The sequence below is a fragment of the Streptomyces vulcanius genome (assembly GCF_042653945.1).
Lineage (GTDB): Bacteria > Actinomycetota > Actinomycetes > Streptomycetales > Streptomycetaceae > Streptomyces > Streptomyces mangrovi.
This window is the reverse complement of sequence record NZ_JBHSFK010000009.1, coordinates 182,550-207,830: the sequence shown is the minus strand read 5'-3', so window position 1 is coordinate 207,830 and position 25,281 is coordinate 182,550. Positions and strand designations below refer to the sequence as shown.

General features: G+C 69.0%; 24 protein-coding genes. 17 read left to right on the top strand and 7 right to left on the bottom strand.

Translation table 11 applies throughout. The features are described 5' to 3' along the window. Positions 1–145: 145 nt before the first annotated feature. The 4 genes from ACFPIH_RS16275 (at position 146) to ACFPIH_RS16260 (ending at position 2,418) form a co-directional block, all read left to right on the top strand. A complete protein-coding gene (locus ACFPIH_RS16275) occupies positions 146–913 on the top strand; it encodes an SDR family NAD(P)-dependent oxidoreductase (RefSeq protein WP_381172358.1) in 768 nt (255 codons plus the stop codon). A 76-nt stretch (positions 914–989) separates the two neighbouring features. After that, positions 990–1,178, top strand: coding sequence for a hypothetical protein (locus ACFPIH_RS16270; RefSeq protein WP_385876993.1), 189 nt, complete (start codon positions 990–992; stop codon positions 1,176–1,178). Then, positions 1,175–1,834 carry a DsbA family oxidoreductase gene (locus ACFPIH_RS16265; RefSeq protein ID WP_381172363.1) on the top strand — a complete coding sequence of 220 codons (660 nt, stop codon included), beginning with the start codon at positions 1,175–1,177 and terminating at the stop codon, positions 1,832–1,834. The genes ACFPIH_RS16270 and ACFPIH_RS16265 overlap by 4 nt, the downstream gene beginning before the upstream one ends. Before the next feature lie 62 nt (positions 1,835–1,896). Continuing rightward, entirely contained in the window at positions 1,897–2,418 is a 522-nt protein-coding gene (locus ACFPIH_RS16260) for a nuclear transport factor 2 family protein (RefSeq protein ID WP_381172365.1), read from the top strand. Between the two features lie 68 nt (positions 2,419–2,486). On the opposite strand, the gene ACFPIH_RS16255 is transcribed toward ACFPIH_RS16260, so the two are convergent. Beyond that, the gene (locus tag ACFPIH_RS16255) at positions 2,487–6,131 is read right to left on the bottom strand and encodes a S8 family peptidase (protein ID WP_381172367.1); all 3,645 of its coding nucleotides are present in this window, start codon (positions 6,129–6,131) and stop codon (positions 2,487–2,489) included. A gap of 275 nt (positions 6,132–6,406) precedes the next feature. After that, positions 6,407–7,246, bottom strand: a complete 840-nt coding sequence (locus ACFPIH_RS16250; protein WP_381172369.1) for a helix-turn-helix transcriptional regulator — start codon at positions 7,244–7,246, stop codon at positions 6,407–6,409. Between the two features lie 175 nt (positions 7,247–7,421). On the opposite strand from ACFPIH_RS16250, the gene ACFPIH_RS16245 reads away from it, so the two are divergent. Both ACFPIH_RS16245 and ACFPIH_RS16240 read left to right on the top strand, forming a co-directional pair. Next, entirely contained in the window at positions 7,422–8,123 is a 702-nt protein-coding gene (locus tag ACFPIH_RS16245) for an alpha/beta fold hydrolase (protein ID WP_381172371.1), read from the top strand. Between the two features lies 1 nt (position 8,124). Next, positions 8,125–8,982, top strand: a complete 858-nt coding sequence (locus tag ACFPIH_RS16240; RefSeq protein ID WP_381172373.1) for an alpha/beta hydrolase — start codon at positions 8,125–8,127, stop codon at positions 8,980–8,982. 198 nt (positions 8,983–9,180) lie between these two features. Here ACFPIH_RS16240 and ACFPIH_RS16235 read toward each other — a convergent pair whose 3' ends face one another. Both ACFPIH_RS16235 and ACFPIH_RS16230 read right to left on the bottom strand, forming a co-directional pair. After that, on the bottom strand, positions 9,181–9,561 hold the full coding sequence (locus tag ACFPIH_RS16235) for a nuclear transport factor 2 family protein (protein WP_381172375.1): 381 nt from the start codon (positions 9,559–9,561) through the stop codon (positions 9,181–9,183). Between the two features lie 52 nt (positions 9,562–9,613). Further along, a complete protein-coding gene (locus ACFPIH_RS16230) occupies positions 9,614–10,363 on the bottom strand; it encodes an SDR family oxidoreductase (RefSeq protein WP_381172377.1) in 750 nt (249 codons plus the stop codon). Positions 10,364–10,639: 276 nt separating this feature from the next. On the opposite strand from ACFPIH_RS16230, the gene ACFPIH_RS16225 reads away from it, so the two are divergent. Genes ACFPIH_RS16225 through ACFPIH_RS16210 form a run of 4 tightly spaced genes read left to right on the top strand, consistent with a single transcriptional unit; the run spans position 10,640 to position 13,345 of the window. Continuing rightward, on the top strand, positions 10,640–10,948 hold the full coding sequence (locus tag ACFPIH_RS16225; protein ID WP_381172379.1) for a 2Fe-2S iron-sulfur cluster-binding protein: 309 nt from the start codon (positions 10,640–10,642) through the stop codon (positions 10,946–10,948). 52 nt (positions 10,949–11,000) lie between these two features. Beyond that, on the top strand, positions 11,001–11,585 hold the full coding sequence (locus tag ACFPIH_RS16220) for a VOC family protein (protein ID WP_381172381.1): 585 nt from the start codon (positions 11,001–11,003) through the stop codon (positions 11,583–11,585). A gap of 13 nt (positions 11,586–11,598) precedes the next feature. Beyond that, positions 11,599–12,795 carry an NAD(P)/FAD-dependent oxidoreductase gene (locus ACFPIH_RS16215; RefSeq protein WP_381172383.1) on the top strand — a complete coding sequence of 399 codons (1,197 nt, stop codon included), beginning with the start codon at positions 11,599–11,601 and terminating at the stop codon, positions 12,793–12,795. 37 nt (positions 12,796–12,832) lie between these two features. Beyond that, positions 12,833–13,345: a flavin reductase family protein gene (locus ACFPIH_RS16210; RefSeq protein WP_381172385.1), complete on the top strand. Its 513-nt coding sequence runs from the start codon at positions 12,833–12,835 to the stop codon at positions 13,343–13,345. Between the two features lie 46 nt (positions 13,346–13,391). On the opposite strand, the gene ACFPIH_RS16205 is transcribed toward ACFPIH_RS16210, so the two are convergent. From ACFPIH_RS16205 to ACFPIH_RS16195, 3 genes are all read right to left on the bottom strand, one after another. Beyond that, positions 13,392–14,480: an FAD-dependent oxidoreductase gene (locus tag ACFPIH_RS16205; RefSeq protein ID WP_381172387.1), complete on the bottom strand. Its 1,089-nt coding sequence runs from the start codon at positions 14,478–14,480 to the stop codon at positions 13,392–13,394. A 187-nt stretch (positions 14,481–14,667) separates the two neighbouring features. Then, positions 14,668–15,183, bottom strand: a complete 516-nt coding sequence (locus ACFPIH_RS16200; protein ID WP_381172389.1) for a chromate resistance protein ChrB domain-containing protein — start codon at positions 15,181–15,183, stop codon at positions 14,668–14,670. Positions 15,184–15,213: 30 nt separating this feature from the next. Continuing rightward, on the bottom strand, positions 15,214–16,209 hold the full coding sequence (locus ACFPIH_RS16195; protein ID WP_381172391.1) for a fumarylacetoacetate hydrolase family protein: 996 nt from the start codon (positions 16,207–16,209) through the stop codon (positions 15,214–15,216). A 209-nt stretch (positions 16,210–16,418) separates the two neighbouring features. Between ACFPIH_RS16195 and ACFPIH_RS16190 the strand changes: the two genes are divergently transcribed. The 7 genes from ACFPIH_RS16190 (at position 16,419) to ACFPIH_RS16160 (ending at position 25,241) form a co-directional block, all read left to right on the top strand. After that, entirely contained in the window at positions 16,419–16,727 is a 309-nt protein-coding gene (locus ACFPIH_RS16190; protein ID WP_381172393.1) for a 2Fe-2S iron-sulfur cluster-binding protein, read from the top strand. Positions 16,728–16,860: 133 nt separating this feature from the next. After that, positions 16,861–19,206: a transketolase-like TK C-terminal-containing protein gene (locus tag ACFPIH_RS16185; protein ID WP_381172395.1), complete on the top strand. Its 2,346-nt coding sequence runs from the start codon at positions 16,861–16,863 to the stop codon at positions 19,204–19,206. Between the two features lie 150 nt (positions 19,207–19,356). Beyond that, positions 19,357–20,910 (top strand): FAD-dependent monooxygenase, encoded by a 1,554-nt coding sequence (locus tag ACFPIH_RS16180; protein ID WP_381172397.1) that lies wholly within the window; start codon positions 19,357–19,359, stop codon positions 20,908–20,910. Next, positions 20,907–21,401, top strand: a complete 495-nt coding sequence (locus ACFPIH_RS16175) for an acyl-CoA thioesterase (RefSeq protein WP_381172399.1) — start codon at positions 20,907–20,909, stop codon at positions 21,399–21,401. Before ACFPIH_RS16180 ends, ACFPIH_RS16175 begins: the two co-directional genes overlap by 4 nt. Positions 21,402–21,409: 8 nt before the next feature. Further along, a complete protein-coding gene (locus ACFPIH_RS16170) occupies positions 21,410–22,258 on the top strand; it encodes a VOC family protein (RefSeq protein ID WP_381172401.1) in 849 nt (282 codons plus the stop codon). Next, positions 22,255–23,538 carry an alpha/beta fold hydrolase gene (locus ACFPIH_RS16165; protein ID WP_381172403.1) on the top strand — a complete coding sequence of 428 codons (1,284 nt, stop codon included), beginning with the start codon at positions 22,255–22,257 and terminating at the stop codon, positions 23,536–23,538. Before ACFPIH_RS16170 ends, ACFPIH_RS16165 begins: the two co-directional genes overlap by 4 nt. Next, positions 23,535–25,241, top strand: a complete 1,707-nt coding sequence (locus ACFPIH_RS16160) for a (2,3-dihydroxybenzoyl)adenylate synthase (RefSeq protein ID WP_381172405.1) — start codon at positions 23,535–23,537, stop codon at positions 25,239–25,241. The genes ACFPIH_RS16165 and ACFPIH_RS16160 overlap by 4 nt, the downstream gene beginning before the upstream one ends. Positions 25,242–25,281: the final 40 nt, after the last annotated feature.

Below are 25,281 nucleotides of genomic sequence, written 5' to 3'. Positions count from 1 at the left end.
TCGGTGTTCCTCCTGGTCGTGTGTCCGGACTCCATGGTCCCATTCCCTCACCCAGTCAACTTGACCTCGGGGTCAACTTCCATGTTACCGTCGGAAGTGAAGTTGACCTTTGGGTCAAGATACCTCTGTCGCAAGGAGCCGCCCCATGTCCAAAGTGATCGCCGTCTTCGGCGCCGGTACCGGCCTCGGTGCGTGCGTCGCCCGGCGCTTCGGTCGTGAGGGGTTCCGTGTGGCCCTGGTCGCCCGTCGCAAGGACCGCCTGGAGACCCTCGTCGCACAGCTTGCCGAGGAGGGCGTCGAGGCGGCGGCCTTCCCCGCCGACCTGTCCGACACCGCCGCGGTTCCGGGCCTCGTCGACGCCATTCGTGACCGCTTCGGCCGCATCGATGTCGTCGAGTACGCCCCGATCGCCGCCGACATGACGTTCACCCCGGCCACCGAACTGGACGCGGCCACCCTGGAGTCGCTGGCCCGGCTGTACCTGTTCACCCCGGTGGAGGTGTTCCACGCGGTGCTGCCGGAGATGATCGAGCGCGGTGACGGCGCCGTTCTGATGGGCACCGGCTACTCGGCGGTCCAGCCGATGCCGAACGCCAGCGGGGTCGGCCCGGCGATGGCCGGGGCCCGCAACTACCTCTACTCCCTCAACGCCGAACTGGCCGACAAGGGCGTCTACGCCGGCACGCTCTCCGTCGCCGCCCTGATCGCCAACAGTGCCGCCGCCGTGGCCGTCGAGGCCCAGACAGGGGCCCCGGTCGGGACCGAGCCCATCACGATGCCCAACGGTTTCGAACTCCCCGTGGTCGACCCGGACGACCTCGCCGAGCACTACTGGGACATGTACACCAAGCGCGACCGCGTCGAGCGGATCCACCCCGAGCCCGTGGCCCCGCAGCCCGGCACCACCGCGTAACCGCCGGGCGACGCTCACCTCTCGTCCGACCCCGCTTCCGCCCCCCCGTACGGCACCGACGGCGCACGCCGACGTGATGACGATTGGATTCCTGATGCCCAACCCCCTTCTCCAGAACGGCACGGCGGGCCCGGCCGTCGAAACCGCTCCCGACGGACCCGACACGACGGCCGAGGACCGTCCCGGTACGGATGCCGCCCCTCTCCTCATGAACCTCGGTTCGGATGACGCGGCCGTCTGCACGGACGGGGTGTGTGTCCTGTGAGCGCGCTGCGTATCGACATCTGGTCGGACGTCGTCTGCCCGTGGTGCTACATCGGCAAGCGACGCCTGGAAACGGCGATCGACCGCTTCGAGCACGCCGACGCGGTCGAGATCCACTGGCACAGCTTCCAACTCGACCCCGACCACCCCAAGGGCCACCGCCGGCCGGTGTTCGAGACACTGGTGCAGAAGACCGGCGCCCCGATCGCCCAGGTGCGGTCGATGACCCGGCAGATCACCGAACTCGCCACCGTCGAAGGGCTGACGTACGACCTTGAGCGGGCCGTCTCGGTCAACACGATCGACGCCCACCGCCTGAGCCACCTGGCCGCCACCCACGGGCTGGGCGACCACATGCACGAGCGGCTGCTGCGCGCCCACTTGGGCGAGGGCGAGATCGTCGACGATCCCGACACGCTGGTGCGGCTCGGCGCCGAGGTCGGCGTCCCCGAGGACGAGACCCGGCGGATGCTGGCCGGCGACGAGTACGCGGACGCCGTACAGGCCGACTTCCGCGAGGCACGCGCATACGGTGCCACAGGCGTGCCGTTCTTCGTCATCAACCGGGCCTACGGTCTTTCCGGCGCCCAGCCGGTCGACACCTTCCTCTCAGCCCTGCGCACCGCCCACGCGGACGCCGTCCAGGCCACCCCCTGAGCCGAACCGGCCCGATCTGCCCGTCCCTTCCTCGAACACGCCCACCACGAGAGCAAGAAGCCATGCACCACCCGTCCAACGGCACCAGGAAGGCGGCCCGTCTCCTCGTGGCGGCAGCCACGTCCGGCGCACTGCTCGCCGGAGCCTCCGCGGCGTCGGCGGCTCCGCCGCGATCCGCTCCGGTGACGCCCGCGTACGGCGCCGAGCACCGGACGGCCCCGAACAAGGCGCTGGTGGTCACGTTCTTCAACCAGCTCTTCGACGACGGCGACCTCGCCGCCGTCGACAGGTTCGTGCGGCCCGACTACACCCAGCACAACCCCATGCTCGCCGACGGCCCGCAGGCACTGGGTGACTGGGTGACCGGCCTGAAGGCGGCCTACCCCGAGTCCCACGTGACGATCAAGCGAGTCATCGCGGAGGGCGACCTCGTCATCCTGCACAGCAACTTCGTCCTGGAACCGGGTACCGCAGGAACGGCGGCCATCGACACCTTCCGGCTCGACCAGGGCATGATCGCCGAGCACTGGGACGTGCTCCAGCCGGTCCCGGAGACCTCCGCCAACGGCAACACCATGTTCTGACGGGAGCGGCTGGAGGGCCGGCGCACATGCTGCCGCGCGGCCCTCCAGTACTTCGGTACTTCGGTGTGTCAGGACTGCTTGAGCTTGTACGCCTTCTTGACCGTGACCTCGAAGGACGAGACGCGATCCGTTCCCTTGACGCGCAGGCTGACGTAACCGTGCCCGTTGCGGTCGAGCTGCCCGGCGGGCAGCGTGGCGAGATCCGGGTGCGTGATGAGTGCCCGGTTCCTGACGACCGGCACCGTCTCCCAGGTCGTACCGCCGTCGAAGGACGCCTCGACGGTCAGCGCGCGCAGCCTGCCGCGTGCCTGGTCGCCGGTGCGCTGGATGTCGAACGGAACGGCGACGACCTGGTTGTGCTCGGCGCGCGACCACTCGTCGACCGGCGGTGTGAAGCGCACGGTGGTGAGGGGCAGTGCGGCCGTCCCGCCCTCGGCGACCCGGCCGGAACGGAAGGTCCAGACGGCGTCCAGTTCAGGGGCCGTGCTCCACTTCGGCTTGCCGTCCCACGTCAGGCGGCTGGCGCGGGCCCTGAGGGTGTACGTGCCGGTGTCGGCAGGGACCGTCCAGGCCGCGAGCGCGGTGTTGCGCGGGGACTCCGTCGCGCCGTTCCTGCTCTTGGCGATCTCCTTGCCGTCCCGGCTGAGGGCGTAGGAGTAGTCGGCACTGAAGTCCTCGGTCCGGAACAGGTGCCGTCTGTCGGTGTCGCCGCCCAGCGGCAGGTCGACGGTGACGGTGTCGCCGGTGCGGGTGAACTGGCGGCCGTCGGGGGAGAGGGCGACGGTGCTCACCGGATAGTTCCAGTACTCGGTGCGGGGTCCGGGCCGGTACGCCCGGGGCTCGGTGAACAGGGCGCCGTTCGCCACCGAGCCCGTGCCGTCGGCGTTCTGCCAGTACCTGCGCAGTTCCTGGGTCCAGGTGATGTCCTTGGAGGCGGTGTAGAACTCCGTGCGTGTGCTCGGCGAGGGCACGTTGACGCGACGGCCGCCGAGCGGGATGCCCTTGAGGGTCGCGGTGGCCAGCTTCGACCTCAGCGGGAAGTACCGGTCGGCGGTGCCGGTCTGCTCGGCGGAGCCGTAGTGGGCCTCGGTGCGCGCGAGTTGGGAGTCCCTCACCCGAGGGGTGAGGTCGGCGGGGATGCCGCCCTCATGGATAGCGCCGAGGTAGTAGATCGGGCCGCTGGCGGTGGGGTAGTCGTACCCGTCGCTGGGTGCGCCGTCGGGGATGTCGCCGGTCCGGTAGCCCTCGGCGAGGTCCTCGCGGTAGTACGTCGTGTAGGTGGCCTCGCTACGGGTCGTGGAGGGGACCGCCCAGTACACCGGCGGGAGGTGGTTGAACGACACGGTGGTGTCCACGCTCAGCGGGCTGTCGAGCCCGGCCGGTGTCGTCTTCTGCTTCTGGAGGATGCCGATGGCCTGGTGGATCCGCTCCACCTTGTCGTTGTCCACCGTGTGACCGAGCTTGACGGCCGCCGTGCCGCCCAGCGTCATGGTGGTGTCCTTGTCCACCTGTACCAGCGGTTCACCGGCGGCGATGATGTCGCTGTCGTACCAGTACGTGTCGGGACCGGTGTGGCGTCCGACGAGCGCGGAGACGCCGTACGCACCCGCGGGCACCCGGAGTTCGATGGACGAGCCGACGGTGACCTGGTGCATGCCCTCGAACGGCTCCAGGCCCCGGTCGAGCGGCATGACATCGACGATCGAGATGCCGTGGGCCGGATCGCCCAGCTGGTCCCGGAGGTTGAGCGTGAGCCCGTAGCTCTCTGGTTCGAGGGTGAGGCCGACCGGAACCTGTACGGTCGTCGCGCCGTCACCGCTCCCGGCGGCGCTCTTGGCGGTCAGCAGGGCGGAGAGGGTACCGCCGGTACGGACACCCGTGTCGCGGAACTCGACGACCGCGGAGGCCGTGCCGTGGGCGGGCACGGTCAGCCGGTTCTCGGCCAGGCCGAGCAGTGCGGCGGGCAGGTCGCCCCGGGTGGACGTGACGTCGAGGGAGAGGTCCAGTGCGACCTCCTGGTCGGAGTCGTTGGTGAAGGCCACCTTGCGCCGGTTGTCGTCGGTGCGGGGCCAGGTGAGGCGGCCGAAGTCGATGGTGGACAACGTGGCCTGCACCGGTTGGTCGATGGCCCGCTGGACGTCGATCAGGCCGGCGCCCTGGTCGTACACGGTCTCGCCGGGACTGGGGCGGGCGCTGGAGGTGAGCGCCCGGGTCACCTGCTGAGGCGTCCAGTCCGGGTGGGCCTGCATGACGAGGGCCGCCGCTCCGGTGACCGCGGGCGCCGCCATCGACGTACCGGACAGGCGGGTGTAGTTGTCGTCGACCGGTCCGACGGGACCCGCCGGGTCGGCGTCGCCGATGGAGGTGCCCTTGGCGCGGGCCGCCGTCACGGCGACCCCGGGTGCCTTGACGTTGGGCTTGACGTTGTAGTCGCCGAAGAGCGGGCCACGGCTGGAGAAGCTTGCTATCGCGTCGTCGCCCCCGGCCGCACCGACGGCCAGCGCTCCCTCGGCGGCGGCGGGCGGGGAGACGGAGAAGGAGCCCGGGCCGGAGTTGCCTGCCGAGACGACCGGGAGCACTCCCCGCTCCAGCAACGCGTCGGTGGCCAGCGACCAGGGGTCGGTGCCGTCGGTCCGCGCGCTCGACCCGAGGCTCATGTTGACGATGTCGACGCCCTCGTCGGCCGCCCACTCCATGCCGTCGATGACGTCGGAGATCGAGCCGCCCAGCGGGCCGGACAGCACCCGGCCGCTGAGGATCTCGGCCCCGGGCGCGACACCCGTGTACTTCCCGTTGGAGGCCGCACCCGTACCGGCGATGATTCCGGCGACGTGCGTACCGTGCCCGTCGATGTCGCCCGTCTCGTTGTCCGAGCCGATGAAGTTCGCGGACTTGGAGACCCGGTCGGCCAGGTCGGGGTGGGTGGCGCGTACGCCCGTGTCGATGACGGCGACCCGGACGCCCGTGCCGTCCAGGCCCTGGTCCCGGACGCCGTCCGCGTTGATCTGCCCGACCAGGTCGGAGACCGTGACATCCCCTTGCGGGGTGGTCTCCGGGGGGTCCGCCGCGACCTGCGCGTCCGTGAGCTCGACCGGTGTGTCCAGCCACACGGTCTCGATCGCGGGACGGAGGCCGCCTTCCGCACTCCCGGCCGGGGCGGTGAGGGTCTTCCACAGCTCGCCCTTGTCGCGCTCCGGGACGGTCACGGCGGTGGAGTCGATCGATTCCAGCGGGACGGTTTCCTGCTGGACGGCCTCGGCACGGGTGGCGGCCGGCAGCCGCTGGCCACTGTGCCGGATGATCAACGGCAGTGCCCGGTTCCCGGCGGCGTCGTCGAGGCCCAGGCGTTCCAGGGCGCTGAGGTTGAAGAGCTGTTCGTCGACCTGGCCGGAGGCCACCAGCGGGGCGACATCGGTGGGGACGACGCTGATGTCGTCGCCCGTCCTGGTCTGCAGGAAACCGACGCGCTCGCGGCCCGGAGCCGGTTCGGTATCGACGCGGGCTCCGCTTCCGGACCCCTCGACGGTGACGACGTCTCCGGTGACGAGCGTGAACGTCTTGCCCTGAAGGGCGGCGGGAGCGGCATCAGCCGCGGTGGGTAAGGGGGAGGCGCTGGGCAAGGAGGAGGCGGTGGATATACCGCTCTGGGTGGTGACGAGCAGGACGGCCGCGAGGGCACCGCTCGTCCAGGCCGCGACATGACGTCTTGTCACGCGAACTCCGTTCGATGTGGGGGTGCTGTGGGGAAGGAGGAACGAAGGAGCAAGCGTGAAGATAGCGTAAAGAGTAGGCTCAGTTGTACGATTTTTGTCCCTCAAGTCAAAAGAACAGCAAGGGAGTTGAGGAAGCGAGTCGCTGTTCAGGATGACGGTGCGGCCATGGACTGTCGCGGTCGCCGAACCGGCGGGAGAGCGTGCTCTCCCCACCCTGGCCGCTCGCCGCAGCCGACGACACGGACCGAGGCGGGATCCGACCCCGGTCCAGGACGTCAGGGAGTGAGCTGCTGGTGTCCTATGACGGAGAGCAGTTCGAGCTTGCTGTGGCTCTCCGTGCCGGGGCGGGTGGTCAGCACCACGAGGGTCTGGGCGCGGTTGTCGGTGAAGAGGACCTGGCCGTCGACCTCGATGCGGCCGAGTTGGGGATGGACGATTGTCTTGCTCTCGTCGTAGCGCTGGGCGACCTCCTGGAGTTCCCACGCGCGGACGAACTCGGGGCTGCGTTCCTGGAGTTCGGCGAGGATGCGGGCGGCCCGGGGGGTGTCACTGCCGGCGGTCAGCGCGACCCGCAGCCGGGCTGCCTGGGTGCGGCTGTGGTGCGCGTGGTCTTCCTCTGGGTAGACCAGGCGTTCGGCGGGGTCCATGAACCAGCGGTAGTAGGCGCTGCGGGCCAGGCCGGTGTGGCGGGTCTGGTCGCCGAGCAGTGCGATGGCGAGCGGGTTCATCGCGAGGGTGTCGGCCATGTCGGTCAGCACCAGGGCCGGGGAGTCGTCCAGGCGGTCCAGGACCCGCATCAGGGTCGGGCTGACGTGCTCGGAGCGCTGGAGGCGGGCCGGGGCGTTGTGGCCGATGAGGACGAAGAGGTGGTCGCGCTCGTCCAGGGTCAGCCGCAACGCCCGGGCGAGGGCGGTGGTGATCTGAATGGAGGGCTGCGGGGCACGCTGCTGTTCCAGGCGGGCGTAGTAGTCCGTGGACATGCCGGCGAGCTGGGCGACCTCCTCGCGGCGCAGCCCCTGGGTACGCCTGCGCGGACCCTCGACCATTCCGACGTCGCGGGGGCGCAACATCTCACGCCGCCGGCGCAGGAATTCCGCCAGTTCCTTCTTGTCCATGTCCCCATCCTCGCCGCATCCCGCCCGGCTATCCAGAGACCGCCGATCCATGGACAAGCGGTCCCCTCCCGCCCCCGCGAAGGTGCTCATAGGGTCGGCGCCGAGGGCGCTCACAGCAAGACGAGCCGCGTCACGCCGCTGCCGACCAGCTCCCTCCGAGCGAACGGAAGAACAGATGACCGTTTTCAGCGATCACAGCATCGAGCTTTCGCAATTGACTTTTCACTATCGCGAGGCGGGCGATCCGGCTGCGCCGCCAGTCGTTCTGCTGCATGGTCTCATGTACGACGCGCGGGACTGGGACGAGATCGCGAGCTTCCTCGCCGAGCACTATCACGTCCTGGCCCTCACGCAACGCGGCCATGGCGAAAGTGCGTGGCCCGGCACGTACTCCTTCGAGCTGGGGTGCGGCGATCTCGAAGCGTTCACCGCCGCGCTTTCCCTGGACCGCTTCACGCTGATCGGCCATTCGATGGGCGCACGGGTCGGGTGCATCTTCGCGGAGAAATGGCCCGAGCGGATCGAGCGGATGGTCTGGGAGGACACCGCTCCCATCGACGTGGACTTCCCTGAAGGTTCCGGCGAGGTTCCTGGTGGGGTGTCCATCGACTTTTCCGCGGCCACCTCACTCGTACACCAGATCCACAACCCCGATCCGTCCTGGTGGAACGACCTCCCCAAGATCACCGCCCCGACGCTCATCATCGGCGGAGGGGCCACCAGCTACACCCCCCAGGACAAGCTGGCCGAGGCTGCCCGACTCCTCCCCGCGGGTCACCTGGAGACGATCGAGGGCGCGGGACACATGGTTCACCGGACTTTCCCGCAGGAATACAAGGAGCTTTTGCAGAAGTTCCTTCTGGAGAACGGCAACTAGAATGACTGCGCACCGCATCACACTCGACCTGGGGGACACCCGGATTACCGGCATAGAGGAACCGGGCCGTCCCGGAATGCCGTTGCTGATCTGCATTCCGGGGGGTGGTTACAACGCGTCGTACTTCGACGTGGCCGGGTATTCGCTGGTGGACGTCGCGCGGCGCGAAGGCTTTCCCGTGGTGTCCCTCGACCGTCCGGGCCATGGCGGCAGCACCGCGCTGAAGGGGGAGATCTCGTTCCGCCGGAATGCCGAAGTGCTCCAGGAGGCCATCGCCGAACTCTGGCACCGGCACCTCTCGAACGCTCCCGGGATCGTCCTCGTCGGACACTCGATAGGCGGTGCGATCGCGCTGCACCTGGCAGCCGGCGACCGTACCTGGCCGCTCCTCGGTGTCTCCGTCACCGGAATCCACCACGAGTCGCAGCGGTCGAACGAGGCGTTGAAGTCCCAGCCGCCGGCCACCTTGCTCGAGTTCAGCCGTGAGCACCTCCTGCGGTTCATGTACGGACCTGAGGGCACGTACGACCCGGGTGTGCTCGACATCGCGAAGCACGCCGAATCGCCTGTTCCCATAGCGGAGTTGGTGGAGGTGGCGGGCGACTGGTGCGCCGATTTCGCGGGGGTCGCCGCAAGGGTCGAGGTACCCGTCCACTACGGGCTGGCCGAGCACGAGGGGTTCTGGCACAGCAGCGACGAATCGGTCGCCGCCTTCGGGAACGCCTTCACCGCCGCACCCTCGGTGACTGCCCGGCGCATCCTGGGCGGTGGCCACAACATCGATCACCACTACGTCGGCGCGGCCTTCCACAAGGAACAGCTCGACTTCGCGAAGGCGCTGGTCACCCCCGCTCGGTAGCGACCGCCGGGAACCGACATCGCTCCGGCAACTCGCGGGGGAGCGGCTCAGGCGAGCGCGTGCGATGGCGTCGTCCTCGTCGCCGAAGAGGCCCACCGCGCCTCCAGCCATGGGCTGCGGACGGCGCCGCCCCACCAGTCCTGCGTATCCGCAGGGCTGGTGGGGCGGTATGTGCCGGCCAGGCTGTCGTCCCGATGGTCAGTTGTTCAGGCGTATGGCCCGCTTGGAAATGCGCCAGCCGTCGGCGGTGTGCCGCAACTCGTCCGTGTACACGGCGCTGATGACTGTGCCGCCGTCCACGACGCCCAGGCCCTTGGACAGGACACGAGCCTCGTCGCCCGGGCCCTCCGTCACGACGATGTTCGTCGTGTGATGGGCTCGCGCGTGCCCCTCGGCACCCAGGACGGCGGTGACCGCTTCCAGTCCGACGGCCGGTTCGAGTCCGAAGGCGCTCGCGTCCCACACCGCGTCCTCGGTGAGGACTTCGCCGAGGCGGTCCAGCTCGTGGTCGTCCATGATGTGACCCCACAGGGCCAGCACCCGTGCTATTTCGACGGTGTCCTCGTTCGTGGGCTTCACGTCGTCGCTTCCCCTCTGTGCCCTCTGTGCCTTCTGTGCTTCACGAACAGGCTCAGACGCCGCTGAGCATGGCGAGGGCCTGGTCGTATGCGCCGTTGGCCTCCGCGTAGCGGACGAACTTGGCGCGCTCGACGACGAGTTCCTTGGCGTCGGGGTTCTCGCGCAGGAGGCCGAGGGTCTCGTCGAGGAACTCGTCCAGCGGCATGGCGTTCGGGGAGTCCTGCTGGCCGAGCAGGGTCGTGCGCACGCCGGGCGGGGCCGACTCGATGACCTGGACGCCGGCGCCGGCTCCGTCGAGCTGGACGCGCAGGCTCTCGGAGAAGGAGCGCAGGGCGGCCTTGGTCGCGTTGTAGGTGGGGGTGATCGGCAGCGGGACGAAGGCCAGTGCGGAGGTGATGTTCATGACGGCCGCGCCGTCCTTGCCGATCAGAAGGGGGAGGAAGGCGTACGTCACCCGGATCGCGCCGAGCAGGTTGACCGTGATGTGGTCCTCGGCGATCTGAAGGTCGGCCGGGTCGAGGATGTTCTCCTGCAGCATGATGCCGGCGTTGTTGACCAGGACGTTCAGCTCCGGGTAACTCGCCGCCACGGTCTCACGGGCCTGGGCTATCGAGTCGGGGTCCGCGACGTCGAGGACGAGTCCGTCGATGCCCGGGTGCTCGGCCGCGATCTCGTCGAGGAGTTCCTTGCGCCGACCGGCGACGATCACCTTGTTGCCCCCCTCGTGCAGGCGTACGGCGAGTCCGCGGCCGATGCCCGAGGTGCCGCCGGTGATCAGGATCGTGTTGCCGGTCATCTTCATGGGGGTCTCTCCTTCGCTATGGCGGGCCGGTGAGCGCCCGCACTCTCGACCGTAGAAGCACCTGCGCGGGGGCGGGAGAGGAAGGTTTATCCATGGATCAGCGGTCCCTGTCTGGTGGGGGCTGGCCATGCCCCGCGCGGGGCATGGCCAGCGGAGAGGCATCCGAATTCAATTCGGGTCCGCCATCTTGACGGCTCTCAACGTCTACGTAAGATAGTTGACGGGCGTGACGGCAATCTGGATGTGGAGCACGCCCGACGCCCGAGGAGCCGCCAAATGATCATCATTCATGACCGGGATGACGTCCGCCACGAGCTCGAACCCCACGACAAGAAGGCCCTTCTGCTCCAGCTCCGGCCGATGAAGGTCGGGATCATCGGTCTCTGCAACGGCAACGCCGCCTGCGGGACATGCCACGTCTACGTGGAGAAGGAGTGGCTGGACCGGTTGCCGGAGCCGGACGAGTACGAGGCCGAGATGCTCGAAGAGGTCGCGGGACGCCGGGAGAACTCCCGGCTCTCCTGCCAGATCGAGTACGGCCCCGAACTCGACGGTCTCGAAATGACGGTCGCGCCCCGCAGCTGACCGGTTCGTAGCACCAAGCACACCGCACCACATTCACAAGGGAGTGAAGGCAATGGCGGAGATCGAGCCGAAGATCACCAAGAGCTACCGCACGAAGACCCCACTGCTCGACATCAAGATGATTTCCCACGGCACTCTGTCGGTCGTCAACATCCAGGATTCCCGCCGCTTCTACGAGGAGGTCCTGGGCCTGGAAGTGATTCAGCACGCCCCGGTGGGCCTGATGATCCGGCTGGGCAGCGCGCACTCCTACGTCGTCATCGAGGACGGGCAGAAGAGTCCCATGCGCCTCGTGGACCACAACGGCCTGGACGTACGCACCAACGACGCCGTCAACGACGCCTACCAGAAGCTGCTGAGCGTCAAGGCCGAGTACGGCCTGGGGCGCATCGCCAAGCCCCAGGACCAGCACGGCGCGTACTCGTTCTACTTCCAGGACATGGACGGCAACTGGTGGGAGATCCTCGCGGAGGCCGGCGGCCCCGACAGCAACGACGGATACTCCATCGCCTTCAACGACCCCAACCGTGACATGACCGGCGCGGACGACATCGACCCCGAGCTCATGGAACACGTCCTCGACAACGAGTTCGTGGCTGAGCTCACCGCGAAGCGCGCCCAGTCCGGCAAGAGCTGAGGGCAGCGCGGACATGCTGAGCAACATCGTCGTGGTCGGCGGCAGCGTCGCGGGTGTCCAGGCGCTGGAGACGCTGCGTGCCGCCGGCTACGACGGTCGGCTGACGCTCGTGGGCGCCGACCCGGAACTCCCCTACAATCCGACGCCGTTGTCGAAGGAACTCCTCATCGGAGAGATGGAGGAGGACGAGGTCCGCCTCATCACCGAGGAGGAACTCGCGGACCTCCAGGTGGACCTGCACCTGGGGACCCCCGCGCAGTCCCTCGACCTGACATCGCGCAAGCTGCGTGTGGGCACGTCGCATCTTCCGTACGACGGACTGATCATCGCCACCGGATCCCAGGCCGTACGCCCGCGAGGCTGGTTCGACCTCGACGGAGTGCACACCCTGCGCACGCTCGACGACGCCCGGCGCATCAAGGAGGCCATGAGCACGGGCAGTCCGTCCGTGGTGGTGGTCGGAGCCGGTTTCATCGGCTGCGAAATCGCCGCGGCCGCACGACACTTCGGCCTGGACGTCACACTCGTCGAAGCCGCACCCTCCGCACTCCAGCGGGCTGTGCGCCCTGACCTGGCGGAACCCGTCGTCCGTCTCCATCGCGCCAACGGAGTACGGGTGACCTGCGGGGTCGGGGTGGCCAGGCTCCTGGGGACTGAGCGGGTCGACAAGGTCGAGCTGACGGACGGCACCGTGCTGGACGCGGATCTCGTGGTCGTCGGTATCGGCGCGGTGCCGGCGACCGGGTGGCTGGCCGACTCGGGGCTGGCCGTCGACGACGGTGTCGTCACCGACGCGACACTGCGGACCTCCGCCCCGGGTGTCCACGCCGTCGGGGACGCGGCCCGGTGGCCGCGCCCGGGAACCCACGAGACCATCCGGGTCGAGCACTGGACCAATGCCCGGGAACAGGCGAGACGGGCGGCGCTGAACCTGCTCGACCCAGGAGCGGCGGAACCGTACACCGGGGTGCCCTATGTGTGGTCCGACCAGTTCGGCCAGCGCTTTCAGCTCGCCGGAACAGCACGCGCGGAGCATGTCCACTTCCTCGACGGAAGCCCGGAGGAAGAGAGTTATCTGGCTGTGCTCGGCGACGGCGACAAGGTCGTGGGCGCGGTGGGATTCGGAGGAAGTCCCCGGCAGTTCAACAGGGCCCGACGCCTGGTCGCGGGCGGCGCCTCCTGGCCGGAGACAGTAGGCCGGGACACCTGATCAACAGCGCTTGCACCCTTACTTACACGAGGACCGCATGTCACTGGCGAACACTGTTCCGCACATGGGCGGAGATATCGATCCGAGGAAGTTCCGCGATGTCCTCGGCCAGTTCTGTACCGGCCTGACCGTCGTGACGTCGATGACCGACGGCGCACCCACGGGATTCACCTGCCAGTCCTTCTCGTCCCTGTCCCTGGATCCGCCGCTGGTCGTTCTCTGCCCGTCGAAGTCGTCGACCACCTGGCCACGGATCAGGAACTCCGGACGTTTCTGCATCAACATTCTCGCGGATCACCACGAGACGCTCAGCGACAGGTTCGCCGTGTCCGGGGGCGACAAGTTCACCGACATCGAGTTCGGCTCCTCGCCGAACGGATCCCCGCTGCTCCCGGACGCCTTGGCCTGGCTCGACTGCACTCTCCATGCCGAGTACGACGGCGGGGACCACTCGATCGTCGTCGGCAGGGTGCACGCACTCGACGCCGTCTCGGACTCGCGTCCCCTGCTCTTCCACCGCGGCCGGTACGCCCGTACCGCCGAACAGTGAACGCCGCTGTCCCGGATCCCTGGACCCGGGACAGCGTTTCGGACGATCAGGCCGTCCCCGTGCCGAAGAGCATCTCCCTGAACCGCTCGGTCATCATGTCGGCGCCCTTGTACCGGGCGGTGACCTCGGCGCCCAGCACTCCCTGACCGGGCATCTGGGATGCGCCTGCGTTGGGACCGAGCGGCAACAGGATGGCGGGCGGACCGGGCTGATACGTGGTCAGCTCCCCTTCGCCCGTGATGAGGGCCTTGATGTTGGCCGCCACCACCTCCGAGTGCCGTATCGCCGCGCTGGCGCGCTTCTGCTCGGCGACGTCGGTGCTGTCCCCGAGGCAAAATACGCTGCTCTGGCCTTTGACCTGAAGAGTGTCGGTCACCGCGACCCGTCCGTCCTCCCAGCGAGCGTCCGCCAGGGCGCCGGCGAGGAACGCCGTGTTGGGGACGACCCCGAAGCAGCGGAACCAGATGTCGCCGGTGATCTCGACGTCCGAGTCGGTGGTCACGTGGAACGTGCCGCGTTCGCCGGGCGCGGTGGGCGGGTCCTCCTGCAGCGGGGAGCCGAGGACGAGTTGCACGCCCAGCTCCGCGAGCTGACGGCGGACCTCCTCACGCAGCTCGGACTCGTACTCGCTGAGGATGTCGGCGACCGGATCGACGATCACCACCTTCTTCCGCGGCCAGACGGCCTTGATCTCACCGGCGAACTCCAGCCCCACCGGACCGCCGCCCAGCAGCAGCACATGCTCGGCGGTGGCGAGATCGTCATGTGCCTGCCGGTACTTCGCCCGGGCGGCGGCGGTGTCGTCGAGGTCGTGCTTGGCGGGGAAGGGATAGCTGGAGCCGGTGGCCAGGACGAGGTAGTCGGCGTTCATCTCCTTACCCGAGGCCAGTGTCACGACGCCGGGCTCCACGTGTACCGCCCGGTCGCGCACCACCTGTCCGTTGGCGAGCAGTCCCTCGTAGGGAAAGAACACCTGGGGCATGAACTCCGGGTTCACCGTGGCCCGCAGGGCACCGACGGTGTGGAAGAACGCGTCCTTCGGCTCGACCAGGACGACATCGGCGACAGCGTCCAGGGCCTTGGCCGTGGCGCATCCGCCGTAACCGCCTCCGATGATCACTACGGTTGGGGACATCTGTGCTCCTTCAGGTCTTGCTTGGCTATGAGCATTTCGAGCATCCGCGGGTTTCCGAGGTGGCCGTGCTGGTCGTAGTGGGCGAACGTCGAGATCACGTCGGCAGCGGCCATGGGGTTCGCGGTTGCGGCCGGCGGCAGAGTGAGCGAGGTCGGCTCAGGTCGCGGTAGATTATTCGACAATTTCGTCAATCCCTGTTCGGCCATGCCGATCGCAGCTCGGCGATCCGGTCCCAGAACGTCGCCGGGCCGGTCCGGGGATCGCGGTGCCGGCCCCAGAAGTAGGCGTAGAGCGCGTCGTAGATCTCCATCGAGTGCTCGAGGTTCCGCTGGTCGGAGGGGTGCCGGAGCATGATCCCCTCGGCGAGCGCGAGCAGGCCGAACCCGAGGGAGACGGACTCCGCTGACAGGTCGCCGAGGTCGCCCCCCAGCACCTGGTGGACGCCGGCGCGGACCCCGTCGGCGATGTCGAGCAGCACCGGGTCCGTCAGCTCGTAGCGGGCGAGGAGCTTGTCGAAGGTGGTGCCGTCCTCGTCGTGGATCCCGATCTCCGCACCCGGCATGGCGAAGGAGACGGCGTCGGTGGGCCATGGCCCGTCGGGGTCGATGAACACGAACTCGGCCTCGGGATCGATGAAACGGAGGATGAGCCAGGGTGAGGCCACCCGGTCGAGATGGACATCGGCTCTTGTGACCCAGCGCATGTGTCCCTTCCCAGGGTTCTCGGGTTTCGGTCAGCCCTTCAGCGCCACTCGGTTGCGCAGCGTCCCGGCCCCCTCGATCAGGACCTCGACGAGGTCACCGTCCTTCAGGTACGGGCCGTCGAGACCCTGTTCCATCGCGGTGCCGCCCGGGGTTCCGGAAAGGATCATGTCGCCGCCGGCGAGGGGTGCGTACTCCGAGATGTGGGCCGCGGTGGCCCCGAAGGAGTACTGCATGCCGGAGGTCGAGCCGTCCTGGCGCACCTCGCCGTTGACCTTGCACATGATCCCGAGGCCGTCTTCGGGGATCGGCTCGTCCACCACCATGAACGGGCCGCAGCTGTTGCCGGTACGGAAGTTCTTGGTCAGCGACCACGTCAGCGGACCGTGGTCGGTCTTCGACAGGCCGAGCGCCGCGTCCCTGATGCTGAAGTCGTTCCAGGCGGTGAAGCCCCAGACGTCGATCCGGTCACTGCCCGGCTCGTGTTCACCGCCGCCGAGCACGACCCCCACCTCCGCCTCGTAGTCGAGCTTCTGGGTGCCGGGCGGCGGGGTGACCCCTGCGTCCTGGCCGACGACGGTGCCGGGGATGACGTAGAACCCCCACGGCGGAACGCCACCCGCAGCCCCCTGCCGCACCGAGTCCGGGAGCTCCATGGCTCCGCCTCCGTCCATCCCGGAGACGTGCAGGGGGAAGTTGCCGCCGAGGGCGAAGATACGGACGCCCGGGTCGGGCAGTGGCGGATCCAACCGGACCGCCGTCAACGGCTGGACGGCCGAGAGCGTGTGCTGTCCGCTCCCCACGGCATCCACCAGAACGCGCAAGTGGTCGCGGACTTCCTGCCACCGCTCGATCAACGGAAGCCAACTTCCTCCGCCCTGGGGGAAGTACGGCTCCAGAGTCTCCACCAGTGTTCGCTCGCGCCGTCGGAGTTCATCCAGGCCGCGCGCGATGTCCATGACGACCTCGCCATTGGCAGGGCCGGCCACCAGGCCGGTACCCGCGCCATGGATGCGCACAAGCTTCATGACGTTCTCTTCCCTGTTGAGGAACAAGCCCGATTTGCCTCACCTGCTGTATCGACAATTGTGATGGTTATTAGACGAGCATGTCAACGAGTGGCGATCGGGCAGCCGTTCGCCCCTTGACGGCGATCGACGCTTACGTAAGATAGTTGACATATGTGATGGTCGAATCTCGCTGCGCTGCCCGCAGCGTGTGCGCCAGGAGCCGCCAAATGATCATTGTTCACGACCGCAAAGACGTCCGTCATGAGTTCGATGTCCCCGAGGGCAAGGCCCTCATGCTCCAGCTCCGGCCGAAGAAGATCGGGATCATCGGTCTGTGCAACGGCAATGCCGCCTGCGGGACGTGCCACGTCTACGTGGAGAAGGAGTGGCTGGACCGGTTGCCGGACCCGGACGAGTACGAGGCGGAGATGCTCGACGAGGTCGCGGAGCGCCGGGAGAACTCCCGTCTCGCCTGTCAGATCGAGTACCGGGCCGACCTCGACGGCCTCGAAATGACGGTCGCGCACCGCAGCTGATCGCCCGTAGGGCACCGGCGGAGCGTGCGGCCGGTCCCTCCTGCGTGCCCTGATTCATTGAAATCCGACATTCATTGAAATCCGACCGCGGCGCTGTTCACACCGGTCGCCGGGGAGTTCAGAGAGGCAAGTCATGGTCGTTGGTGTCGCTTCGGCGGGTCCGGGGATACGGGACGATTCCCGGCGGGAGTTGCTGCGGGTTCTCGGTAGCGTCGAGCAGCGTGTGTTGTGGCTCGCGACCGCGATCGTCGATCATGCGAACCGGGTGCGGCCCAATCCCTCCGGTCTGAAGGTCGGTGGTCATCAGGCGTCGAGCGCGTCGATGACCTCGATCATGACGGCCCTGTGGTTCCACGAACTCACCCGGGACGACCGGGTGTCGGTCAAGCCGCACGCCTCTCCCGTGCTGCACGCCATCAACTACCTGCTCGGCGAGCTCGACCCGTCGTACCTCACCGAGCTGCGGTCCTTCGGTGGTCTGCAGAGCTACCCCAGCCGTTCCAAGGACCCCGATCCGGTCGACTACTCGACGGGCTCGGTGGGCATCGGTGCGACCGCGCCCGTCTGGGGAGCCGTCGCCCGGCGTTACGTCGACGGCCGGTTCGGCGGTGCCGGAGCCGGCCGGCAGTACTCGCTGCTGGGCGACGCGGAACTGGACGAGGGTGCGATCTGGGAGGCGGTACAGGATCCCACCGTGGCAGGCCTCGGCGAGATCGTCTGGGTCGTCGACCTCAACCGCCAGTCCCTGGACCGTGTGGTGCCCGGCCCGGCGGCGGAGCGGGTGCGCGGCATGTTCACCGCGGCCGGCTGGCAGGTCCTGACCCTCAAGTACGGGCAGCTTCTGGAGGAACTGTTCGCCCGTCCCGGCGGCGAGGAACTGCGGCTGCGCCTGGACACCATGGAGAACCCGGAGTACCAGCGGCTGCTGCGCTGCACCCCGCAGCAGTTGCGCGAGCGGCTGGCCGGCGCCGGGTCGGGTTCGCAGCCCATCGCCCGGCTGGTCGCGGACGTCGACGACGACACGCTGCACAGTGCGGTCCGCAACCTCGGCGGCCACGACCTCGGGGCCCTGCTGGACGCGTACGACGAGATCGACGACTCCCGCCCGACCGTGATCTTCGCCTACACCGTCAAGGGGCACGGCCTGCCGACCGAGGGGCATCCGCAGAACCACTCCTCCCTCCTGACGGGTGATCAGATGACGGAGCTGGCAACCCGCCTGGGCGAGGATCTCGACGCCCCCTGGCGGGACTTCGCCGACGGTTCCGCGGAGGCGGCGCTGTGCACGGAGGCGGCGCAGCGGCTTCGCAGGCCGCGACCGGAGCTGCTGGAACCGCCCGCGATCCCCGCCGACCTCGGCCGAACCGCCCCAGGCGGCGTCGGCAACACCCAACAGGCCCTCGGGCGCGTGCTGTTGGACCTGACACGCAAGGCTCCGGACGCGGCGGGCCGGATCGTGACGGTGAGCCCGGACGTCAGTTCGTCCACCAATCTGGGCGGCTGGCTCAACAAGGTGGGGGTCTGGTCGCCGGCCGAGCGCACCGACTGGTTCGCCGACGACGCCGAGACCATCCTGCACTGGCGGGAGAAGCCGTCCGGACAGCACGTGGAGCTGGGCATCGCGGAGACGAACCTGGTGGGGGTGCTCGGCGAGCTGGGCGCCACCTGGAGCCGCTGGGGGCAGCCCCTGCTGCCCATCGGCGTGGTCTACGACCCGTTCGTCAACCGCGCCCTGGAACCCTGGTCGTTCGGCATCTACGCCGGCGGCCAGTCCATCCTGGTCGGCACCCCCTCCGGCGTCACCCTCGCCTCCGAAGGCGGCGCCCACCAGTCGATCACCACGCCGTCGCTGGGCATCGAACAGCCCGGATGCGTGTCGTACGAGCCCGCGTTCGGCATCGACACGGAGTGGTGCCTGCTGGCATCACTGTCCAACCTCGGTAAACCGAAGGGCAGTTCGGCCTATCTACGGCTGTCCACCCGGCCGGTGGACCAGAGCCTGGCCGCCGTACCGGCCGACCCCGCGGCCAGGGAACGCCGTCGGCGCCAGACGGTCGCCGGGGCCTATGCGATCAGACGGGCCGACGCGCCCGCCGTCACGATCGCCGTCATGGGTGCCATGGTCCCCGAGGCCCTGGCCGCTGCCGACCGCCTCGCCGGGCTCGGCCACGCGGCCGACGTGGTCTGCGTGACCAGCCCCGACCTCCTCTTCCGAGCCCTGCAGGCCCGGCGGGGCCAGGGCGATGCCCCCGGCTGGATCCTGGACCAGGTGTTCCCGGCGGAGCGGGCCGCGCCCCTGGTGACGCTGGTGGACGGCCACCCGCACACCCTGGCCTTCCTCGCCACGGTGAACAACGTTCCGGTGACGACGCTCGGCGTGAGCCGGTTCGGCCAGTCGGGAGCGCTGGACGACGTGTACCGCTACCACGGCATCGACGCCGACAGCGTCGTTCGGGCCGCCCTCGACCTCATCGACTGAGGGCTGCCCGAGCAGCGCCGCTCGGGATCAACCAACCGCCGGCCGAGCCCTGTCCTGCCCGACAGTCGGCCGGCGGTTCCTTGCTCCCATGAATTTGACGTCAATGAAAAATGATTGACTAAGTAGTAGAACTCGGGGTATTCGTAGAGCATGACAGTTCGACGTGTTCACGTACTCGGGGGCGGACCCGCAGGGCTCTTCGCGGCCCGGCTGCTGGCCCTCCGGCGCCCCGACTGGCTCGTGTCACTGCACGAACGGAACCCTCCCGAGGAGACGTTCGGCTTCGGGGTCGGCCTCACCGGGGGTCTTCTCAAGGCGCTTCGGCAGGCCGACCCGGACCTGTACCGGGAGATCACCGAAGCGGCGTACACGTTCTCGTCGAGCGGTTTCCGGCTGCCGCAGGGGGATGCGAGCCTCGGCCGCTTCCACAGCGGTGCGATCAGTCGCGCGCGGCTGCTGCGGATCCTGCTGGAGGGGGCGACCGGCGCGGGCGTACAGGTGGAGAGCCACTCGTGCGACGTCACCGACGTGCTCGACGACTCCGACCTGGTGATCGCCGCCGACGGGGCCGCCAGCGCCACCCGGAGCCGCTATCGGGAGGAGTTCGGAGCCGAAGTCACCCCGGGCCGGGGCCGGTTCATCTGGTGCGGAGCCGAAGCGCCACTCGACGGCGGCGTGTTCGTCCCCGTGAAGACCCGGGACGGGCTGTTCGTCGCCCACGCCTACCCGTACGGCGAGAAGCGCTCCACCTTCGTGATCGAGGCGTCCGCCGAGACCGTGAGCCGGGCCGGGTTCGGCGACCGGCAGTGGTCCGACGAGGGCGAGTCGGACGACGCTGCACTGGAGTACCTGTCCAGGGCGTTCTCCGCACAGCTGGGCGGCGGATCCTTCTCGGGCAACCGGTCGCGATGGGGCTGGTTCAACACCGTGCGGTGCGCCCGCTGGCATCACGGCAAGGTCGTACTGCTCGGGGACGCCGCGGCGACCGCACACCCTTCGCTGGGCTCCGGGACGAAGATCGCGATGGAGAGCGCCATCGCGCTGGCCGACGCGTTGACGCCCCTGGGGGACGAACCGGTCACAGCCGCCCTGGAGCGTTTCGAGCAGGCCCGGCATCCCCAGGTCGAACGACTGCAGGAACGTGCCACGCGAAGCCGGTTGTGGTGGGAGTCGTTCGAAACGCGGCAGTACCTCAGTCCGGCCCGGATGGCCATGGCCTACCTCAGCAGGGCGGGAGCCGTGTCACTGGACGACGTACTGGTCTCCGACCGGGAACTCGCGGTCCAGGCCCTGGCGGAGTTCGCCGGCGTCGGGCCGGACGAAGTGCCCGACTCGGGGCTCGCGGACTGGGTGCTGGGGCAGCCCGTCACCACGCCGCATCACCAGTACGCCCGCCGTCTCCACGACAGTCCCGGCCGAACCACCGCGACCGTCCGGGTCGACAGCGGCGACGCCTGGGGGCCGGACGGCACCGAACTGATCGAACAGGCGGAGGAGTTCCTGCACCGGGGAGCCGCCGTCATCCGGCTGACCGGCGAGGACTCCCAGGGCGCCCTGCTCGACCGCCTGGCCGTCGGGGAACGGATCAGAGCCGAGCTCCCCGTCCTTGTCGACGTCGCGGCCGGCCCCCGGTATCTGCGTCACGCCGTCGACGGGGTGGTCGCCGGGCGTACGGACCTCGTCCACGTCACGGAGGGGTCATGAGCACGGATCCATGGGTGAGCGGCGCCGTACCGCTCCTGCGCCGCAGGTTCCGGGTCGCGATGGGGGATACGGACGCGGCCCAGGTGATCTACTTCGCCGCGCCCACCAGGTGGGCCGAGAGCATGTCGAGCGAGTGGCTGGCGGATGTGGGGTTCTCGACGTCGCGGATGCTTGCCTCCGGCTTCGGCCTGCCGGCCGTGCACGCCGAACTCTCCTATCGCGGCCCCCTCCGGCTGGACGACGAGCTGGACGCCACCCTGTGGCTGGACAAGCTCTCGAAGCGCTCGCTCACCTTCCGCAGCGACTTCGCACTGGTGGGTGCCCTGGAGCCGGCGGTGCAGATGCGTCTCACCCAGGTGTACGCGCGGACCTCGGGGGAGGCGCTCGAGTCCGTTCCCCTGCCCGACGAACTGGTCGCACACCTGCGAGGGGACGGCGAGGGGTCGTTGCCCACTCCACCTATTGACACACGCGTTGAAAAATCGCCATGATAGAAAACATGGAATCGGCGAAGGGAACTGCCGTGCTTCTCCAGAAGGCCTCCACCGGCAAGGGTGAGGCCAACAAGGTCGGAACTCTCGGGGCGAATCACACCGCCTTCCCGTGCTGGGACCCGGTCGAGACGGTCCGGTTCTACGGGGAGCTCCTCGGATTCCCGCTCGTCCACGCTGTTCCGGCCGTGGGCTGGGGCAAGGACGACAACCCCGACATGGTCCACTTCTTCTTCGACATCGGTAACGGGGACACCCTCGCGTTCTTCTACTACTTCGGCTGGCCGCGGCCGGAACCCGTCCACCAGGTGCTGCGGCAGTCCAACCACATCGCCGTCGAGGTGCCCGACGAGGCGGCTCTGATGGCGTACCGCGACAAGCTCAAGGCCGCCGGGTACAAGGTCATGACGGTGGAGCACGAGACCATCGAGTCGATCTACGTGGACGACCCGAACGGGATCTTCTTCGAGTTCACCCGGCCGCTGAGGGAACTGACCCGGCTCGACGCCGAGGACGCTCAGCGGACCATGGCCGGGCTGGCCACGGCGATCGAGTCGGGCGGCACCTCCGTCCAGGACGTCTGGCGAGCGAAGGCACAGGCCCACTCCCCGGTCGGCGGCCCCGCCATCCATGTGGTCGACCAGCCGGAGTGGAGCGGCGCGGTGGAGTACGCCCGCCGGTCCGGCCTGCTCGTCGAACAGCGCGACGGTTATGTCGTCATCCACAGCGACGGCCCGTTCGAGATCGACCGCAAGGAGTCCGGGCTGCACCTGGCCGTGTGGTTCACCCTGCCCGCCGGCGGCCTGGAAGGCCGGATCACCAGGTTCGACCGCGACGTACTGAGGGTGGAGGCATGACCGAGGCCACGACGACCGGCACGACGCCCGCCCGGATCCCCTCGGGTCGCGGCAGGGCGACCCTGGCGACGGACTGGCATCCGGCGCCCCTGCCCGACAAGACCGCCATCAGCCTGCACACCCTGATCTCGTACGACGGCGAGGTGTCCCGGGGCACCCTGTACGAACCCGCCGCGGCGAGCCGCACGGTGTTCTGCCTCATGCACCCGCGCCAGGATCTGCAGCGGCACCCGCTGATCCCCGGGCTGCTGGGGGCGGGACACTCCGTCTGGGCCCAGGCCGGCCGCGAAGTGGGAAACGACCTGCGGCTGGTCCACGAGACCGCGCTGCTGGACGTCGCCGCCGGAATGGAGTTCCTGCGGGAACGCGGCTTCGAGCACATCGTGCTGATCGGCCACTCCGGGGGCGCCGGCCTCTACTCCTTCTACGCCGAGCAGGCACTGACGGCACCCTCGGACCGCATCACGAGGACTCCGGGCGGGGCACCGGTCAAGCTGGGTGAGGCGCCGATGCCGGCGCCGGACGGGCTCGTGCTCGTCGCCCCGCACCCCGGCCAGGGACGGCTGCTCCTCTCCATGATCGACGCCTCGGTCACGCACGAGGAGGACCCCTTCTCGGTGGACCCCGACCTCGACCCGTACAACCCGGCGAACGGCTTCGGCGAGGCGCCCGAAGGATCGAGCTACTCCGCCGGATTCCTCGACCGCTACGGAGCGGCCCAGTGGGCCCGGGTCGCACGGATCGACGAGCGGGCGCGCGAACTCATCGCCGGCCGGCTCGCGGCCCGCAAGAGGTTCAAGGGCGGCTCGGGCGACCCGGCGGACCGCCGACGCAGTGTCCTCACACCGATCATCACCACCTACCGGACGGACGCCGACCCTCGCTGCACCGACCTCCACCTGGACCCGTCCGACCGGCCCTACGGTTCGGTGATCAGCGCGCGGCCGTCGGTGTCGAACTACGGCGTCACCGGCTTCGGACGCCTGACCACACCGGAGGCATGGCTGTCGACCTGGTCCGGCGTCTCGTCGAACGCGTCGCTGGTCCGGTCCCTGAGCGGGGTGACCATCCCCACCCTGGTCATCGAGTACACCGGCGACTGCTCGGTGTTCCCCGGCGACGTCCGGGACGCACTGGCGGCCCTGAAGGCGGACGATGCCACACACCTGCGTATCCGGGCCGATCACTTCGGCAGACCACTCGCCGAGGGCGACGAGTCCGGGACCGCGGCGGCAGTACGCGAACTGGTTCCCTGGACAGAGGAGCGGATGAGCCGATGACGACCACCTCCGAGTCAGCGCCGACTTCGGAACCCGAACTCCCCGACACCGTGGCCTTTCCCGAGGAAGCGGTACGCCGCTACCGTGCCGCCGGTTTCTGGTCCGACCGCACGCTGGCGCAGGAGTTCCGCGCGGTGGCGGACACCCACCCCGACCATCTCGCGGTGGTCACCCCCGACGCCCGCCTCACCTATGCCGAACTGGACCGCCGCACCGACCGGATCGCACTCGGGCTGCGGGACCTCGGGCTGCGGCCCGGGGACCGGGTGCTGTTGCAGATGACGAACCACGTCTGGTCCGCGCTGGCCTGGTACGGAATCCTCAAGGCCGGGCTGGTGCCCATCGCCACCCTGGCCCTGCACCGCCGGCACGAGATCCTCGAGATCGCCCGCCAGGCCGAACCGGCGGCGCATCTCATCGAGCCCGGTTTCCGCGGCCACGACCTGATCGCCCTGGCCGCGGAAGTCGCGAAGGAGCAGCCGACGCTGCGCCGACTGCTCACCCTCGGCAGCGCATCGCCGCCCGCGGGCGCGATCGCCCTGGAGGCGCTGGAGTCGACGGGTCGCGCGGAGGATCCCGCGGTCGCCCGCGCCGCCGTCGAGGCCATCCAGAACGCCATCCCCGCCGACTCCCTGGCCGTACTCCAGCTCTCCGGCGGCACCACGAACATCCCCAAGCTGATCCCCAGGCTGCACACCGAGTACTGGTACAACGCGCGGGCCTACGCCGAGGGCATCGACCTCGACTCCACCGGCACCGTGGCCCACCTCCTGCCCATGGTGCACAACGCGGGGATCGTCTGCGCAGTGCACGCCGCGCACTCGGTCGGCGGCTGCGTCGCCATCGCCGCGCCGGACGCCGTCCAGTTCAAGGCGATCGCCCCGCACATCACCCACACCATGCTGTCGCCGGCGCTGGCGGCCATGGTGACGCAGGATCCAGAGCTGTTCGACGCACTGGCCGGCCTCCGTGTGCTCGTGTGGGTGAACGGCCCCCTGTCGGCCGACATCGTGGCGACCTTCGAGACACCGTCGCGCCGGATCATCCAGATGTTCGGAATGGGCGAGGGACTGTGCATGGTCACACCGACCTCGTCGTCCCCCGAGATCAGGCACCGCACGGTGGGCACGCCCGTCAGCCCGTTCGACGAGGCCCGTGTGTACGCGCCGGGAACCGAGGACGCCGTGCCGCCGGGAACGCCGGGCGAGCTGTGCGCCCGTGGTCCGTACACCATCCGAGGCTACTTCCGGGCACCGGAACGCAACGCCGAGGCCTTCACCTCCGACGGCTTCTACCGCACCGGCGACATCGTCGTCGAGGTCCCGGAGGACGGCCGCAGCTTCTACCGGCTCGAAGACCGCATCAAGGACCTGATCAACCGGGGCGGCGAAAAGGTCAACGCCGCGGAGATCGAGCACCTGCTCGTCCGTCACCCCGCCGTGGAGCGCGCGGCCCTGGTCGCCATGCCCGACGAACGACTCGGGGAACGCGCCTGCGCCTTCATCGTGCCCAGGCCCGGCGCGCAGGCCCCCGACCTCGGCGAGGTCCAGCAGTATCTCGACGGGATCGGCGTCGCCAAGTTCAAGTGGCCCGAGCGCATCGAGCCGATCGACGAGTTCCCCCTGACCAACATCTCCAAGGTCGACAAGCGCATTCTGCGAGCCAGGATCACGGACATCCTCGCCACCGAACGCCCCCAGTAATTCCCCAACTCCCCAGTCGTACCAGACGTTTTGGCCCACC

Coding starts and splice junctions, on each gene's coding strand:
- ACFPIH_RS16275 (WP_381172358.1), top strand. CDS start 146: ATGTCCAAAGTGATCGCCGTCTTCGGCGCCGGTACCGGCCTCGGTGCG.
- ACFPIH_RS16270 (WP_385876993.1), top strand. CDS start 990: ATGACGATTGGATTCCTGATGCCCAACCCCCTTCTCCAGAACGGCACG.
- ACFPIH_RS16260 (WP_381172365.1), top strand. CDS start 1,897: ATGCACCACCCGTCCAACGGCACCAGGAAGGCGGCCCGTCTCCTCGTG.
- ACFPIH_RS16250 (WP_381172369.1), bottom strand. CDS start 7,246: ATGGACAAGAAGGAACTGGCGGAATTCCTGCGCCGGCGGCGTGAGATG.
- ACFPIH_RS16245 (WP_381172371.1), top strand. CDS start 7,422: ATGACCGTTTTCAGCGATCACAGCATCGAGCTTTCGCAATTGACTTTT.
- ACFPIH_RS16240 (WP_381172373.1), top strand. CDS start 8,125: ATGACTGCGCACCGCATCACACTCGACCTGGGGGACACCCGGATTACC.
- ACFPIH_RS16230 (WP_381172377.1), bottom strand. CDS start 10,363: ATGAAGATGACCGGCAACACGATCCTGATCACCGGCGGCACCTCGGGC.
- ACFPIH_RS16225 (WP_381172379.1), top strand. CDS start 10,640: ATGATCATCATTCATGACCGGGATGACGTCCGCCACGAGCTCGAACCC.
- ACFPIH_RS16220 (WP_381172381.1), top strand. CDS start 11,001: ATGGCGGAGATCGAGCCGAAGATCACCAAGAGCTACCGCACGAAGACC.
- ACFPIH_RS16215 (WP_381172383.1), top strand. CDS start 11,599: ATGCTGAGCAACATCGTCGTGGTCGGCGGCAGCGTCGCGGGTGTCCAG.
- ACFPIH_RS16210 (WP_381172385.1), top strand. CDS start 12,833: ATGTCACTGGCGAACACTGTTCCGCACATGGGCGGAGATATCGATCCG.
- ACFPIH_RS16205 (WP_381172387.1), bottom strand. CDS start 14,480: ATGTCCCCAACCGTAGTGATCATCGGAGGCGGTTACGGCGGATGCGCC.
- ACFPIH_RS16200 (WP_381172389.1), bottom strand. CDS start 15,183: ATGCGCTGGGTCACAAGAGCCGATGTCCATCTCGACCGGGTGGCCTCA.
- ACFPIH_RS16195 (WP_381172391.1), bottom strand. CDS start 16,209: ATGAAGCTTGTGCGCATCCATGGCGCGGGTACCGGCCTGGTGGCCGGC.
- ACFPIH_RS16190 (WP_381172393.1), top strand. CDS start 16,419: ATGATCATTGTTCACGACCGCAAAGACGTCCGTCATGAGTTCGATGTC.
- ACFPIH_RS16185 (WP_381172395.1), top strand. CDS start 16,861: ATGGTCGTTGGTGTCGCTTCGGCGGGTCCGGGGATACGGGACGATTCC.
- ACFPIH_RS16180 (WP_381172397.1), top strand. CDS start 19,357: ATGACAGTTCGACGTGTTCACGTACTCGGGGGCGGACCCGCAGGGCTC.
- ACFPIH_RS16175 (WP_381172399.1), top strand. CDS start 20,907: ATGAGCACGGATCCATGGGTGAGCGGCGCCGTACCGCTCCTGCGCCGC.
- ACFPIH_RS16170 (WP_381172401.1), top strand. CDS start 21,410: ATGGAATCGGCGAAGGGAACTGCCGTGCTTCTCCAGAAGGCCTCCACC.
- ACFPIH_RS16165 (WP_381172403.1), top strand. CDS start 22,255: ATGACCGAGGCCACGACGACCGGCACGACGCCCGCCCGGATCCCCTCG.
- ACFPIH_RS16160 (WP_381172405.1), top strand. CDS start 23,535: ATGACGACCACCTCCGAGTCAGCGCCGACTTCGGAACCCGAACTCCCC.